Source organism: Roseovarius arcticus (genome assembly GCF_006125015.1).
GTDB lineage: Bacteria > Pseudomonadota > Alphaproteobacteria > Rhodobacterales > Rhodobacteraceae > Roseovarius > Roseovarius arcticus.
Window position 1 is genome coordinate 2848678 of the sequence record NZ_SZZN01000001.1, and the last position, 13613, is coordinate 2862290.

At 59.5% G+C, this 13613-nt stretch carries 12 protein-coding genes; 6 read left to right on the forward strand and 6 right to left on the reverse strand.

What is annotated here, in order from left to right; genetic code table 11:
* Positions 1-12 precede the first annotated feature (12 nt).
* The 5 genes from MK6180000_RS13650 to MK6180000_RS13670 all read right to left on the reverse strand — a co-directional run bounded on the left by MK6180000_RS13650 (position 13) and on the right by MK6180000_RS13670 (position 6420).
* Positions 13-261, reverse strand: coding sequence for a hypothetical protein (locus MK6180000_RS13650; RefSeq protein ID WP_138935230.1), 249 nt, complete (start codon positions 259-261; stop codon positions 13-15).
* Between the two features lie 115 nt (positions 262-376).
* Entirely contained in the window at positions 377-2359 is a 1983-nt protein-coding gene (gene rpoD, locus MK6180000_RS13655) for an RNA polymerase sigma factor RpoD (RefSeq protein ID WP_138935231.1), read from the reverse strand.
* Between the two features lie 125 nt (positions 2360-2484).
* Complete coding sequence (gene dnaG / locus MK6180000_RS13660; protein WP_138935232.1) at positions 2485-4452, reverse strand: DNA primase; 1968 nt, start codon at positions 4450-4452, stop codon at positions 2485-2487.
* Between the two features lie 101 nt (positions 4453-4553).
* Positions 4554-4853, reverse strand: coding sequence for a hypothetical protein (locus MK6180000_RS13665; protein ID WP_138935233.1), 300 nt, complete (start codon positions 4851-4853; stop codon positions 4554-4556).
* A gap of 136 nt (positions 4854-4989) precedes the next feature.
* Positions 4990-6420 (reverse strand): Glu/Leu/Phe/Val family dehydrogenase, encoded by a 1431-nt coding sequence (locus MK6180000_RS13670; RefSeq protein WP_138935234.1) that lies wholly within the window; start codon positions 6418-6420, stop codon positions 4990-4992.
* A 323-nt stretch (positions 6421-6743) separates the two neighbouring features.
* Between MK6180000_RS13670 and MK6180000_RS13675 the strand changes: the two genes are divergently transcribed.
* From MK6180000_RS13675 to MK6180000_RS13685, 3 genes are read left to right on the forward strand one after another with little or no spacing between them, the layout of a single operon-like run.
* The gene (locus tag MK6180000_RS13675) at positions 6744-8492 is read left to right on the forward strand and encodes a TadE/TadG family type IV pilus assembly protein (protein ID WP_246040525.1); all 1749 of its coding nucleotides are present in this window, start codon (positions 6744-6746) and stop codon (positions 8490-8492) included.
* Positions 8489-9034 (forward strand): TadE/TadG family type IV pilus assembly protein, encoded by a 546-nt coding sequence (locus MK6180000_RS13680; protein ID WP_246040526.1) that lies wholly within the window; start codon positions 8489-8491, stop codon positions 9032-9034. The genes MK6180000_RS13675 and MK6180000_RS13680 overlap by 4 nt, the downstream gene beginning before the upstream one ends.
* 1 nt (position 9035) lies before the next feature.
* Positions 9036-9599 carry a TadE/TadG family type IV pilus assembly protein gene (locus MK6180000_RS13685; protein WP_138935235.1) on the forward strand — a complete coding sequence of 188 codons (564 nt, stop codon included), beginning with the start codon at positions 9036-9038 and terminating at the stop codon, positions 9597-9599.
* Between the two features lie 83 nt (positions 9600-9682).
* On the opposite strand, the gene MK6180000_RS13690 is transcribed toward MK6180000_RS13685, so the two are convergent.
* The gene (locus MK6180000_RS13690) at positions 9683-10627 is read right to left on the reverse strand and encodes an NAD(P)-dependent oxidoreductase (RefSeq protein ID WP_138935236.1); all 945 of its coding nucleotides are present in this window, start codon (positions 10625-10627) and stop codon (positions 9683-9685) included.
* A 175-nt stretch (positions 10628-10802) separates the two neighbouring features.
* Here MK6180000_RS13690 and MK6180000_RS13695 point away from each other — a divergent pair, with 175 nt between their 5' ends.
* The 3 genes from MK6180000_RS13695 (at position 10803) to glpX (ending at position 13522) form a co-directional block, all read left to right on the forward strand.
* Positions 10803-11099 carry a hypothetical protein gene (locus MK6180000_RS13695; protein ID WP_138935237.1) on the forward strand — a complete coding sequence of 99 codons (297 nt, stop codon included), beginning with the start codon at positions 10803-10805 and terminating at the stop codon, positions 11097-11099.
* Between the two features lie 91 nt (positions 11100-11190).
* Positions 11191-12477, forward strand: coding sequence for a homoserine dehydrogenase (locus MK6180000_RS13700; protein WP_138935238.1), 1287 nt, complete (start codon positions 11191-11193; stop codon positions 12475-12477).
* 79 nt (positions 12478-12556) lie between these two features.
* Positions 12557-13522 (forward strand): class II fructose-bisphosphatase, encoded by a 966-nt coding sequence (glpX, locus tag MK6180000_RS13705; protein WP_138935239.1) that lies wholly within the window; start codon positions 12557-12559, stop codon positions 13520-13522.
* The last annotated feature ends 91 nt before the right edge of the window (positions 13523-13613 follow it).

A 13613-nucleotide genomic window follows, 5' to 3' on the forward strand; every position in this document is an offset into this window, starting at 1 on the left:
ATTTCAGTACTCTTATATCGAAACGACGCAAACTGAGGTCGGCAGATCATCATCAGCCATGAAAAATGGCAAGTGCCACCCGTTGTCAGTAACCACAGGCTCTTGCCGCAGTTCGCGGAGTGTCTGCTGGCAATCGTCTAGTTCGTCCTGAGACACGCGGATCTCAAACGTATTCGCAGCGGTCCGATCTAATGCATCAAACGCTGTAGCAAGACCCGCGACCGGGACGCATAAGGCAGTGATGACGATAAGGCGTTTCATAACGTTTTCCTTCCAGCTGAAAGGACAACGTACTAGCGCAGGAAAAGTTCAACAAAAGTGAAGAGTGACGCGAAAAATATCTAAGTTTCGCGTCACTTCTTCGATCTATGTCCCTTTATTGATCAAGGAACGAACGCAGCTTGCGCGAGCGGCTGGGATGCTTGAGCTTGCGCAGGGCTTTCGCCTCGATCTGGCGGATACGCTCGCGCGTGACCGAAAACTGCTGGCCCACCTCCTCCAGTGTGTGATCGGTATTCATGCCGATGCCAAACCGCATCCGCAGTACCCGTTCCTCGCGCGGGGTGAGCGACGAAAGAACACGCGTCGTCGTCTCCTTGAGATTGTCTTGGATGGCCGAATCCAGCGGCAGGACGGCGTTTTTGTCCTCGATGAAGTCGCCCAGCTGGCTGTCTTCCTCGTCGCCAATTGGCGTCTCAAGGCTGATAGGCTCCTTGGCGATTTTCATCACCTTGCGGACCTTCTCCAGCGGCATCTGTAGCTTTTCAGCCAGCTCTTCTGGCGTCGGCTCGCGGCCGATCTCGTGCAGCATCTGGCGGCCGGTGCGTACCAGTTTGTTGATCGTCTCAATCATATGCACTGGGATACGGATAGTGCGGGCCTGATCGGCGATGCTGCGAGTGATCGCCTGACGGATCCACCACGTCGCATAGGTGCTGAATTTATAACCCCGACGATACTCGAACTTATCGACGGCTTTCATCAGGCCGATGTTGCCCTCTTGGATCAAGTCCAGGAACTGCAGGCCGCGATTAGTGTATTTCTTGGCGATGGAAATCACGAGACGCAGGTTCGCCTCGACCATTTCCTTCTTGGCAAGGCGTGCTTCCTGCTCGCCTTTTTGAACCTGACCAACGATGCGGCGGAATTCGCTGATATCAAGACCAACATATTGGCCGACTTGCGCCATATCGGCGCGCAGCTCAGTCACTTTGTCGTTTGAACGTTCGATCAGCATTTGCCAGCCGCGCCCAGACTTCTGCGCCATATCGTCCAGCCAAGTCGGGTCCAACTCGCGACCGCGATATTCATCAATAAATTCACGGCGGTTAATACGCGCTTGATCGGCCAGCTTTACCATGGCGCCGTCGATCATCATGATGCGCTGGTTGATGCCATAAAGCTGATCGATCAGCGCTTCGATCCGGTTGTTGTGCAGGTGCAGCGAATTGACCAGCACGACGATCTCGCTGCGCAGTTTTTGATAGACGTCCTCCTGCTTGGACGAAAACGTGCCGTCCTCGTTCAAGGTGGCAGAGATGCGGCTGTCCTGCATTTCAGCCAGCTTCAAGTAGTCGTCGGCGATATGGTCCAGAGTTTCCAAGACGGACGGCTTGAGCGCTGCCTCCATCGCGGCGAGACTCATATTGGCCTGCTCGTCTTCGTCCTCGTCATCATCGTCTGCGGCGGCGATAGGATTGCCGTCGGCGTCCAGCTCTGCGGGACCTTCTTTGGTTGCAGATGGCGCGCCGGTTACATTGGCGGCGTCGACGACGCTTTCGCCGTCACCTTCCAGCTGATTGCCGAACGTCGTCTCAAGATCAATGACATCGCGCAGCAAAATATCTTCGGTGACCAGTTCGTCACGCCAAATTGTGATCGCTTGAAAGGTCAGCGGGCTTTCGCAAAGACCTGCGATCATCGTGTTGCGGCCAGCCTCGATCCGCTTTGCGATGGCGATCTCGCCCTCGCGGGACAAAAGCTCGACGCTGCCCATCTCGCGCAGGTACATACGAACCGGATCGTCGGTGCGATCCAGCTTTTGCTCGTTACCCGAGCCAAGCGTGATCTCGCCCCTGCGCCCCACCTCGGCCACAGCGGTGCCGCGCAGTTCCTCGTCCTCGGCTTCGTCATTTTCGATGATATTGATGCCCATTTCGGACAGCATCGACATCACATCTTCGATCTGCTCCGAGCTGACCTGATCAGGCGGCAGCACCTTGTTGAGCTCGTCGTAGGTGATAAAACCCTTCTCGCGCGCCTCGCTGATCATCTTCTTGATCGCGGCTTGGCTCATGTCGAGGGACATGTCAGCGTCCTGATTGTCCGGCTTTTGGTCGTCGGTATCTTTGGCGGCCATGTAGGTCTCCTCAGTGGCGGGCGTACGCATCGCGCGGCTCGAAGCGATTCGCGAATCACCCTGCGCACAAGTGATTCGCAATCTGTTTACCCTGTTTTAATTACCCAAACCTCACCAAAATCCAATCATCGGCGCGGTTTCGAAAATGTAATGTTATCCAGCCGCGCCTGAAACTCCTCACGTTCGCCGCGATTGAGCTTTGCGCCATTATCTGCCAGATCGTATTCAGCGCGATCTTCATACTCGCTACGAACAGCGCGGTTTCGCGCCTCCGCAGCCTGCCCAAGACGCCAAGTCACCGCCTCGTCGGCGACACCAACCATATCCTCCTTGGCGTCCACGATCTCCGCCTGAAGGCCGCGTGTTGCGGCAATCTTGGCCAATTCTTCGGCCACCGTCATCTGCGCTAGACCGGCATTTCCGGGATTACGAACTGGCGGTGTAAGTGCGACATGGGGCAGTGACAGTAGCTTTTCAAGGGCATCATTGCCCAGCGCCGCAGCAATCGCACTCGCCAATGGCCCGGTGCCCTTACTTCCGTGATCTACGATCAAGTCGCGCAATTGCGCGTGCAACGGATCAAAACAGTCCAGCCGTTCCAGAGCTGCCTCAAATTCGTCCAAAATCGCTGGCGTCGATATGAATGCAGCCAGTATGACCGTCTCGCGCATATGGTCGTGCTGCCGCGGATCGGACCGGGCAAGCGGCGAGGATTTCGTGCTTGCGCGCGCCGCGAGGTCAGGCTTGGACCAGCGGCCCTCGCGTTTCTGCCCGCCTTGCTGGCCGCCAGATTGGCGCGGCGCAGCGCGGTTTGAAAACAGCTGCCAGCGCAGATCCTTGATCGCCTGCCCGTAGTGGCCGCGCACCGACGGATCGCGGATCAGGCTGATAGCAGTGCGCAGTGATTTATCCAGCGCCGCGCGTCGCTCGGGGCTGTCAAAATCGCGCCCTTCGGTTTCGCGTTGCCATAGCAGGCTCACCATTGGCTGCGCAGCCTCTAGCAGGGCCCGAACTGCGCCGACGCCCTGCGCGCGCAAAATATCATCGGGGTCCTGCCCCTCTGGCATCAGCGCGAAACGCAGGCTTTTGCCGGCCTCCAGCAAAGGCAAGGCCAAGTCGATCACGCGCCGCGCCGCCGCCAGTCCTGCACGATCGCCGTCCAGCGCCATGATCGGCTCGTCCGCTGCGCGCCACATCAGGGCCAACTGCGCTTCGGTTACGGCGGTTCCCAGCGGCGCGACTGCCGCGCCGAAACCGGCCTGCGCCAGCGCGATCACGTCCATATAGCCCTCGGCCACGATCAGTGGCTGCCCCTTGCCGGCCGCCTCGCGCGCGGGTGCGTAATTATAGAGTGTGCGGGATTTATCGAACAATTCGGTCTCGGGCGAGTTGAGGTATTTGGCATTGTCGTTCGGGTCCATCGCCCGCCCGCCAAAGGCGATCACTTGGCCGCGCGCATCATGGATCGGAAACATAATCCTGCCCCGAAAGACGTCGTATGGCGTGCCGCCCTTTTGCGAGGGGCGGGCCAGACCGCAGCCCATGATCAGGTCCGCGTCAACACTCTTACCGGTCAGATGATCCCATAGGCCCTGCCACGCCTGCGGGGCAAAGCCGACGCCGAAACGTTCCTGCGTCGCTTCATCGAGGCCGCGACGCTCAAGATAGGCACGTGCTTCTGCCCCGGCGGCGGTCTTCAACATCAGGCGGAAATGTTGCTGCGCCTGCTCCATGACGCCCGATAGCTGCGTGCGGCGGTCGGCTTTTACTTGCGCTTGAGGGTCGCGTTCTGGAATCTGCATTCCGGCCTCACCAGCCAGAATGCGGATCGCTTCCATAAACTCTACATTCTCGGTCTCGCGGACAAAGCTGATGGCGTCGCCTTTGGCGTGGCAGCCAAAGCAATAATAGAATCCTTTGCGATCATCGACGTGAAAGCTGGCAGATTTTTCCTGATGAAAGGGGCATGGCGCCCACATGTCGCCCTTGCCCTGATTGGACTTGCGCGTGTCCCACATGACCTTGCGGCCGACCACTTGGGACAGCGACGTGCGCGTGCGCAGTTCATCTAAGAAACCGGGAGGTAAAGACATGGGTGCAATATGGGCCAATGCGCGCCAAGCGCCAAGGTGTTCCGCTCACGATTATAAAGAGAGTGCGAAATTGGGTGCCGCAGGCCAGTCTCAAAGGCGACTTAACCAAGCTGTGCGAGACAGGCCTGCTTATACGCGGTCACAGCCTCGTCCGTTAGCTGGTCTTTCGGCAGGGTGTAGACCCAGTCCAGCAGCGGAGGCACCGTTGCGGCATATTTTGCATCCGGCACCTTGGCCTTAACCGCCGCAAGCGCGCTAGGCTGGTCAGCACCCTTAGCACGCAAGGCTACTGCATCCGCAACGATGGCAGACGTGGCGGCGCACCCACGGTCATGCGCCTTGTCGGCAAGCGTGGGTGATGCAGCGAGAACAAATACGGCAAGATATGAGAGGCGGATCATGTCGCTCCTTAATTTCATCGTTAGTTGATTGAATTGTGAGTTAGACCCACGGGACGAACGGGCCATCAGGCCCCGGCAGCGCGTGGGTGCACAACCGGAGCTGTTCGAGCGCCCACGCGCCGCGCTGGCAAGCGCCTTAAAGGCCCAGAGCGCGATAGCTGGCCGCCACTTTGCCGATGGACACCAGATATGCAGCTGTGCGCAGATCAGTTACGTCACTACGGCCGTGCCATACCTCGCGCATCGACTGATAGGCCGCGCGCATCGTATCGTCGAGGCCGGAGCGGACCAACTCCAGCTCGCCCGCGCCGCGAAGGTAGCGCTGCTTAAAATCTGGGCTTAGCGTCCAGCCAAGTTCCTTATCGCCGCTCAGGCGCTCCAACTCGTCTACGACCAGTTGGTGACGCGATTCCTCTTGCCTGCGCCCCATCCGGCCAAAGCGGATATGGCTCAGGTTCTTGACCCACTCGAAGTAGCTGACCGTGACGCCGCCCGCGTTGGCGAACATGTCGGGAATGATAACGCAGCCCTTTTCGCGCAGTATCTGGTCGGCGCCCGCAGTAACAGGGCCGTTCGCAGCCTCAATGATTAGCGGTGCGCTGACGTTCCCGGCGTTCGAAATATTGATGACACCCTCCATTGCGGCGGGGATCAGGATGTCGCAGTCCTTTTCCAGGACTTTAGGACCTTCCTTGACGTACTCAGCGTCGGGGAAGCCCTTGACGCCGCCGTGCTTTGCGATCCAAGTGCGCACTTCTTCGACGTTGAGGCCCTTGTCATTGATCAGGGCACCATCATGTTCGATGATCGCAGTGATAAGGCAGCCATCCTCTTCGGATAAAAACTTCGCCGCATGGTAACCCACGTTGCCGAGGCCCTGCACGATGACTCGCTTGCCATCCAGCTTGCCAGAGAGGTTTGCCGCCTTGATATCTTCGGGATGGCGGAAGAACTCTTTCAACGCGTACTGTACGCCACGCCCCGTTGCCTCCGTCCGGCCTTGGATGCCGCCGGCATTGATCGGCTTGCCCGTCACGCAAGCGCGGGCGTTAATGTCGGTGGTGTGCATGCGGTGATACTGGTCTGCGATCCACGCCATCTCGCGCTCGCCGGTGCCCATGTCGGGGGCCGGGACGTTCTGGCTTGGATGGATCAGGTCGCGTTTGATCAGCTCATAGGCAAACCGGCGCGTGATGCGTTCCAACTCGTTCTCGTCCCATTCGCGTGGATCAATGCGCAAACCGCCTTTGGAGCCGCCAAATGGCGCCTCAACCAGTGCGCATTTATAGGTCATCAGGGCTGCTAGCGCCTCAACCTCGTCCTGATTGACCCCCATGGCGTAACGGATGCCGCCCTTGACCGGCTCCATATGTTCGGAATGGACACTGCGATATCCGGTAAACGTTTGGATCTGGCCGCGCAGACGCACGCCAAAGCGCACAGTGTAGGTCGCGTTGCACACGCGAATCTTTTCTTCGAGGCCGGGCTCAAGATCCATCAGCGCGACCGCGCGGTTGAACATCAAGTCTACTGAGTCGCGGAAACTTGTCTCTTTTGCGGCTGTCATCGCAGTCCTCCCTGACGCGCCGGATAACGCCCGGACGCCTTCTGTTTAATATGCGGTTTGCAAAGGTATCGTTAAGGACTGTGAGTTTTTTGTCCAGCCAAGCCTTTGCGTCAGGCCGATGAGCCTCTCGATGACGCCCGGTTAGCGCCATGCAGGAAACACTGAGACAACAAACCACTTATTGTTCGCAAATAGCCCGACTTACAGCTTATTTTCAACATTTTCGGCCCTAATTCGGCCACACTGATAGGCGATCACTCTCGCAACGCATTCCGTTCAGACAACGCCGTTCCACGGCAACGCGAGGTACCACAGTGACACATATGAGTTCCAAAACCCGCAAGTTCATAGCCATGGCAACAGGTCAGGCAGACCGCCGCGCCGGCCAGTTCCGGCAGGATGAGGATGGCGCGGTCGTTGCGTTCACCCTGTTCTTTCTGGTCATGATGCTGATCGCGGGCGGTGTTGCCGTCGACGTGATGCGCCACGAGATGCAGCGGGCGCGCCTTCAGAATACTCTGGACACCGCGGTGCTTGCCGCCGCCGGCGCTCCGTATGGCTCCAAACCCAAAGAGATCGTCGAGGACTACTTCGCCAAGGCGGAAATGTCGTCCTATCTGAATGAGATCGACGACGATGGCGAGGGTGGCGACGACGACATCGTGCAAACTGTGAACACTAGTAAGGTCAGCGCAAGCGCCGATATGACCTTGCAAACCTACTTGATGAAGCTGGCAGGCGTGAACCAACTGACCGCCTTCACAGCCTCCAGCGCCGAGCGCCGCGTGCCGAAGCTGGAAGTGTCGATGGTGCTGGACGTGTCCGGTTCAATGGACAGCAACAGCAAGCTGGTCAACCTTAAGAAGGCCGGCAAGAAGTTTGTTACAACGATCCTCGACAGTTCGACCTTGGGCGATGCGGTTATCTCAATCGTGCCGTTTAGCTGGGACGTTTCGCCGGGCGAGAATATCATTGTGTCGCTCGACGTAGACGTTCGCCACGATTACTCGACCTGCTTGCAATTCACGAACGACGACTTCAATAGCGCGGCGATCAACCCCGAAGAAGAGCAGGTACAGCTGATCTATACGTCCGAATATGACTACGGTTTCGACAACCTTAACGATGTATATCGCACCTGCTATAATGAGCCGAACGCGGAAATCCTGCCCTATTCAATCAGCGAAAGCGATCTGCATACCAAGATCGAATCGCTGGAAGCAAAGGGCAATACGTCCGGCAACATGGGAATGAAGTGGGGCGCGGCGCTGCTGGACCCCAAGTTCGAGGTTATTAAAACGGCCCTTAATGGCAAGACCGACGCCGACGGCACTAAGCTGGTGGATGACCGCGTCGGCGACGTGCCCTCCCCCTACAATGAGGCCGAGACGCTGAAGGTCATCGTTATGATGGGCGACGGTCAGAACACATATTCAAACCAATTCCCCCTGAACAGCAGCTTTCGGGGTCCGAACTCCTACCTACACTACGTCGAATGGGATGAGCTTGAGTTCGAGTATGCCTACAACAAATACAAATCGAACAAACGCAAGGACGACGAGTCTTATTGCACCAAGAAAGACTGGGAATGCGTATACTCGGCGGTCAGTCACTCCTCGTATTTCCTCTACGATCCCGACGACAATAAATACAAGAACCTCGATACAGGCGAACGTCTGGAGACCTGGGAGTTCAACGAGCTGCTCACTTCCGACGGGTTCCAGTCGCACGACCAAAAGACTTGGGAACAGGCGTGGGGCAAGATGAGCCCAGACTTCATGGACAAGGAAAATGGCTACGGAGTCGCAGAGGACGAATTCGAGAGTTACTCGAACCGGGTCCAAGGCTCGGAGAAGGACGCGCAGATGAGCAATATCTGCACCGCCATCAAAAATCAGGGCGTGGTCGTCTATACCATCGGCTTTGAGGTGCCTAGTGACGGCACCGCAGAGAGAGAGCTAAAGAAATGCGCGACATCGGACGCGCACTACTACCGCGCCAATGGGATCGACATCACGGATGCCTTCAGCTCGATCGCATCGAACGTGGTCAACCTGAGGCTAACACAATGATGCGCCCCATCCATGGCATCACCGGGCGCTTAAAGCGCCTGGTGAACCGCGAGGACGGGAACGCGTCGGTCGAGTTTATGATCATCGTGCCGATCTATCTGGCACTGATGGTTATGTCGCTGGAGCTAAGCTTTATCACGCTGCGGCAAACCATGCTGGAGCGGGGACTGGACATCGCCGTGCGCGACATCCGCCTTGGCACCGGCACCGCGCCGACACATGACGCAATCAAAAAACGCATTTGCGACGAGGCCATCATCATCCCAAACTGCGAAAGCAGCGTGCGCCTTGAAATGGTGCCGACGGACATGCGCAATCTGACCACCCTCGGTGGTGAGGCGATGTGCACCGACAAGGAAGAAGAGGGCGCACCAGTGCTGTCTTTTACCCCCGGCCAGCAAAACCAGCTGATGTTCCTGCGGGCCTGCGCCAAATACGACCCCATTTTCCCGACGTGGCATCTGGCACGTGCCATGAACCAGGATAGCAGTGGACAGATCGCAATCGTGACGATGTCCGCCTTCGTTCAGGAGCCTTTGTAAGATGGTCCGAATTGATATGAAATCCTGGCTCTCCAGGTTCCGCAATGACGAGCGTGGCTCTGTCATGGTCGAGGCGGTCATCACCCTTCCCATACTGATCTGGGGGATTGGCGCGACATACGAATTCTTTGAGGTGCACCGCTATCACAGCGCCCGCGACAAGGCGAGCTACACCATCGCAGACATGATCTCGCGAGAGATGCTGCCGATCACGCCTACCTACCTCAACAACGCCAAATCGGTGTTTGACACGATAGCCAACGACAATGGCGAAAACGCCCTGCGCGTGTCAGTGATCAAGTACGATTCGGACGAGGATGAGTATTCCGTAAAGTGGAGCGAGGTGCGCGGCACGACCTCGTTGAACGCGCTGACGACTGCGGACGTCAAGACCGCGCATGCCACGCTGCCGATGATGCGTGACGGCGAGGAATTGATCATCGTCGACAGCCTTTCGGAATATCCGCCTATGTTCGACGTGTGGTTCGGCGATGAGATGGATGTCGCGACTCACGTGGTCACCAGCCCGCGCTTTGCGCCACAAATAAACTGGGATAACAGCTAATCGGCGCCACTGCTGTTCTTGATTGGTACCACCAAGGCCAGACGCTGAACTGATTCAGCGCCTGGCCTGCCTCTTTGTACCCTCTAGCGGCGCGGCACAATTTCCTCGCCGCGCGCCTCGGGCTCGTCGTCGATCAACTCAGCGGGAAAACCGGGCGCCGTCACATCCAGCCCCGTCGCCTCCTCCAGCCGGGCGATCATCATGTCTGATTGCGCACGCGTTCCATAGCGGCGCTGGCCGTCCGTCATCATGTCGATTACGAGGGGCGAAATTTCCAGCGGCACGTTATGCGCATCTGCCAGCGCTTGAAAAAGTCCAATATCCTTTTGCACGAGATCCATCGTGAAATTAACGTCGCGCGACCCCGACAGAATCAACTGGCTTTCCGTCTCGTGCACAAACGACGTGCCGGACGATATCGCGATCGCCTCATATGTCGTGGCCATATCAGCGCCGGCCGCCTTCATCACAGTCAGCGCCTCGCACAGCGTCAGCAGGTTGGCGGTAGCTAAATAGTTCGTCATCACCTTCAGCACCGATGCAGCGCCCAGATCGCCGGTATGCAGCACCCTGCGGCCCATGATCGTCAGCAGCGGCAGGATTCGGTCAAACGTAGCGCGGTCGCAGCCCGCGAATATACTGATATTGCCGGTATCGGCGCGGTGACAACCGCCCGACACTGGGCAATCGGCGGCTGACGCCCCAGCAGCGATCATCAGCGCCCCCAGGCGCCGCACTTCGGAGGGATCGGTGGTCGACATTTCGATCCATGTCTTGCCCGGCCCGGTATGGGGTAGCATCAGGCGCATCACAGCATCGCTGGCGGCAGGGCTGGGCAGGCAGGTGATGATCGTATCGCAATCCTGCATCATCGCCGCCGGGTCGCCGCCCGGCGCCGCACCGCGCCGGGCGAACCCGTCGACCAGCGCAGGGTCAAGATCATGCACAATCAACTCAATGCCGTTTCTCAGCAGACTGCCCGCCAGTTTGCCGCCGGCATTGCCCAGCCCTATGAATCCAGTCTTCATCGCGTGCTCCATCTATGGTTACATCGGCTAACGTATCGCTTGGGCCGACAACGTCGCAGCCATTTGCGACGCTGCGCGCGCCGTTTCCCGCGTCCGCAGCGTCAACACCATCTTGCCCCGCATGCCCCAAGAGTGGCAAGAAGGGCGCGACCCGAATGGACGACAGATGGCCCCGATGCGAAAACCTCTTGCCCTGATTGCCGCGCTTGGCCTTGTCGGCGCCCTGTCCAGCTGCACGCAGTTTCCCGAGTTGGACGCCTCGGTCACCAATGCCGCACGCGCTGCGCCCTACCCTGATCTGGTCCCGCTGGGGGGGCTTCAGGCACGGTTGAACACCAGCAACATCGCCCCCGATACCGTGTCCACGATCGAGGCGCGCATTGCCCGACTAGAGGCGCGTGCAGACCGTTTGCGCGGCAGCGTGATCGACGATGCGACACGCGCACGAATGCAGGCAGGCGTGCGCCAATAGCGAAACCCGCGTTGCACGCCTTCGCCTTTGCCTGTAGGTCGCGCGGCAGACCTTGTAACTCGCAAACACCATAAAATTCGGAGACTACGCCATGACAGATCCCCTGCGCCTCGGTATCGCCGGATTGGGCACTGTCGGCACCGGTGTTGTGCGCATCATCCGCCAAAAGGCCGACCTACTGACCGCCCGCGCCGGACGGCCCATTGCGATCGGCGCCGTTTCGGCCCGTACGCGCGGCAAGGATCGCGGTGTGAATCTGTCGGGCTACGCATGGGAGGATGATCCCGTCGCCCTCGCCCAACGCGACGACGTTGACGTGTTCGTAGAGCTGATCGGCGGCGATAACGGACCTGCCAAGGATGCTGTTGAGGCTGCAATAGCGGCCGGTAAGGACGTCGTCACCGCGAACAAGGCGCTTTTGGCCCATCACGGTCACGCACTGGCGCTGACCGCCGAGGCCGCAGGCCGCGTTATCCGCTTTGAGGCGGCTGTCGCGGGCGGCATCCCGGTGGTCAAGGCGCTGACCGAGGGGCTGGCCGGCAATGACATGACCCGCGTGATGGGCGTGATGAACGGCACCTGCAATTACATCCTGACACGGATGCAATCTGCAGGCTTGGCCTACGACGAGGTGTTTCAGGAGGCGTCCGATCTGGGCTATCTAGAAGCGGACCCGCAGCTGGACGTGGGCGGTATCGACGCCGCGCACAAGCTGGCGCTGTTGGCGGCCATCGCATTTGGCACGCAGGTCGACTTCGGATCGGTTGAGATGGAGGGCATCGGCGCGATTACTATCGAGGATATCAATCACGCCGCCGACATGGGTTTTCGGATTAAGCTACTCGGCGTCGCCCAGATGACTGGCCGCGGCTTGGAGCAGCGCATGACGCCCTGCCTCGTCCCTGCAAGCAGTCCGCTGGGCCAGCTAGAGGGCGGCACGAATATGGTCGTGCTTGAGGGCGACAACGTCGAGCAGGTCGTACTGCGCGGCCCCGGCGCGGGCATGGGCCCCACCGCCAGCGCCGTTATGGGCGACGTCATGGACATCGCGCGCGGCTTTCGCATGCCAGTATTTGGTCGCCCTGCTGCCAGCCTTGAACGTGCGCAGCCCGCCGCAGCAGGCACGCCCGCGCCTTACTATCTGCGCATGTCACTGGCGGACCGCCCCGGCGCGCTGGCCAAGGTAGCGACCGCACTGGGCGAGGCCGGAATTTCCATCGACCGGATGCGCCAGTACGATCATGCCGGCCCTGATGCGCCCGTGCTGATCGTCACGCACAAGGCTGGACGCGACGATCTGGCCCGCGCGCTAGAGGCGATTCCGCACCTTGGCGTTGTCACCGGCACGCCCATCGCGCTGAGGATCGAAAACGTCTGACCCTGCCTGCCACTTGTGCAGCGCCAAAGCCGCCGATACACCTGAACACCTGCCTACTTTTCCCGCAAAGGACCTTGCCATGACCGACACCGCTGATTTCAACGACCGCATGTTGTCGCTCGGGCTGGCCCGCGTGTCCGAGGCCGCGGCCCTCGCCTGCGCCGATCTGATCGGGCGCGGTGATGAAAAGGCCGCCGACCAGATGGCCGTCAACGCGATGCGCGAACAGCTGAACAAGCTGGCCATCAAAGGCGTGGTCGTTATCGGCGAGGGCGAGCGTGACGAGGCGCCGATGCTGTTCATTGGCGAAGAGGTCGGCACAGGCGACGGCCCCGGCGTCGATATCGCGCTGGACCCGCTAGAGGGCACCACCCTCACCGCCAAGGCAATGCCGAACGCGCTGACCGTGATTTCCATGGCTCAGCGCGGCAGCCTACTGCACGCGCCTGACGTCTACATGGACAAGCTGGCGATCGGTCCGGGCTACGCGAAGGACGTGGTCTCGCTGGACATGACCCCGCGCGAGCGGGTCGAGGCGTTGGCCCGTGCCAAGGGTTGCAAGCCGTCCGAAGTGACCGTCTGCATCCTTGAGCGGCCTCGCCATCAGGAAATGATCGACGAAGTGCGCGCCACGGGCGCCGCAGTCTATCTGATCCCCGACGGTGACGTTGCAGGGGTAATTCACTGCGCCGAGGCCGAGATGACGGGCATCGACATGTATATGGGCTCTGGCGGCGCGCCCGAGGGCGTTCTGGCCGCATCGGCGCTGAAATGCATGGGTGGCCAGATCTGGGGCAGGCTCCTCTTTCGCAACGATGACGAGCGTGGCCGCGCGGCCAAAGCCGGCATTACCGATCTGAACCGGGTCTATGCCCGCGACGATATGGTCACCGGCGACGTGATCTTTGCCGCGACCGGCGTCACGGACGGCTCGCTGGTGCGCGGCGTCAAGCGGCGCCCTGGCTATGTCGAGACAGAGACGGTGCTTATGCGCTCCAAAACCGGATCGGTCCGGCGCATGACGTATCGCAATCCGGTGAAATAAAGCCTCCGCTTCGCCCTCACCCAAGGGCGAAGCCCGCCGGCCGGATGGTCCATCGGAAAAACTCAAGCCTTGGTTCGACAAAACGTATTTC

Coding starts and splice junctions, on each gene's coding strand:
- MK6180000_RS13650 (WP_138935230.1), bottom strand. CDS start 261: ATGAAACGCCTTATCGTCATCACTGCCTTATGCGTCCCGGTCGCGGGT.
- rpoD (WP_138935231.1), bottom strand. CDS start 2,359: ATGGCCGCCAAAGATACCGACGACCAAAAGCCGGACAATCAGGACGCT.
- dnaG (WP_138935232.1), bottom strand. CDS start 4,452: ATGTCTTTACCTCCCGGTTTCTTAGATGAACTGCGCACGCGCACGTCG.
- MK6180000_RS13665 (WP_138935233.1), bottom strand. CDS start 4,853: ATGATCCGCCTCTCATATCTTGCCGTATTTGTTCTCGCTGCATCACCC.
- MK6180000_RS13670 (WP_138935234.1), bottom strand. CDS start 6,420: ATGACAGCCGCAAAAGAGACAAGTTTCCGCGACTCAGTAGACTTGATG.
- MK6180000_RS13675 (WP_246040525.1), top strand. CDS start 6,744: ATGAGTTCCAAAACCCGCAAGTTCATAGCCATGGCAACAGGTCAGGCA.
- MK6180000_RS13680 (WP_246040526.1), top strand. CDS start 8,489: ATGATGCGCCCCATCCATGGCATCACCGGGCGCTTAAAGCGCCTGGTG.
- MK6180000_RS13685 (WP_138935235.1), top strand. CDS start 9,036: ATGGTCCGAATTGATATGAAATCCTGGCTCTCCAGGTTCCGCAATGAC.
- MK6180000_RS13690 (WP_138935236.1), bottom strand. CDS start 10,627: ATGAAGACTGGATTCATAGGGCTGGGCAATGCCGGCGGCAAACTGGCG.
- MK6180000_RS13695 (WP_138935237.1), top strand. CDS start 10,803: ATGCGAAAACCTCTTGCCCTGATTGCCGCGCTTGGCCTTGTCGGCGCC.
- MK6180000_RS13700 (WP_138935238.1), top strand. CDS start 11,191: ATGACAGATCCCCTGCGCCTCGGTATCGCCGGATTGGGCACTGTCGGC.
- glpX (WP_138935239.1), top strand. CDS start 12,557: ATGACCGACACCGCTGATTTCAACGACCGCATGTTGTCGCTCGGGCTG.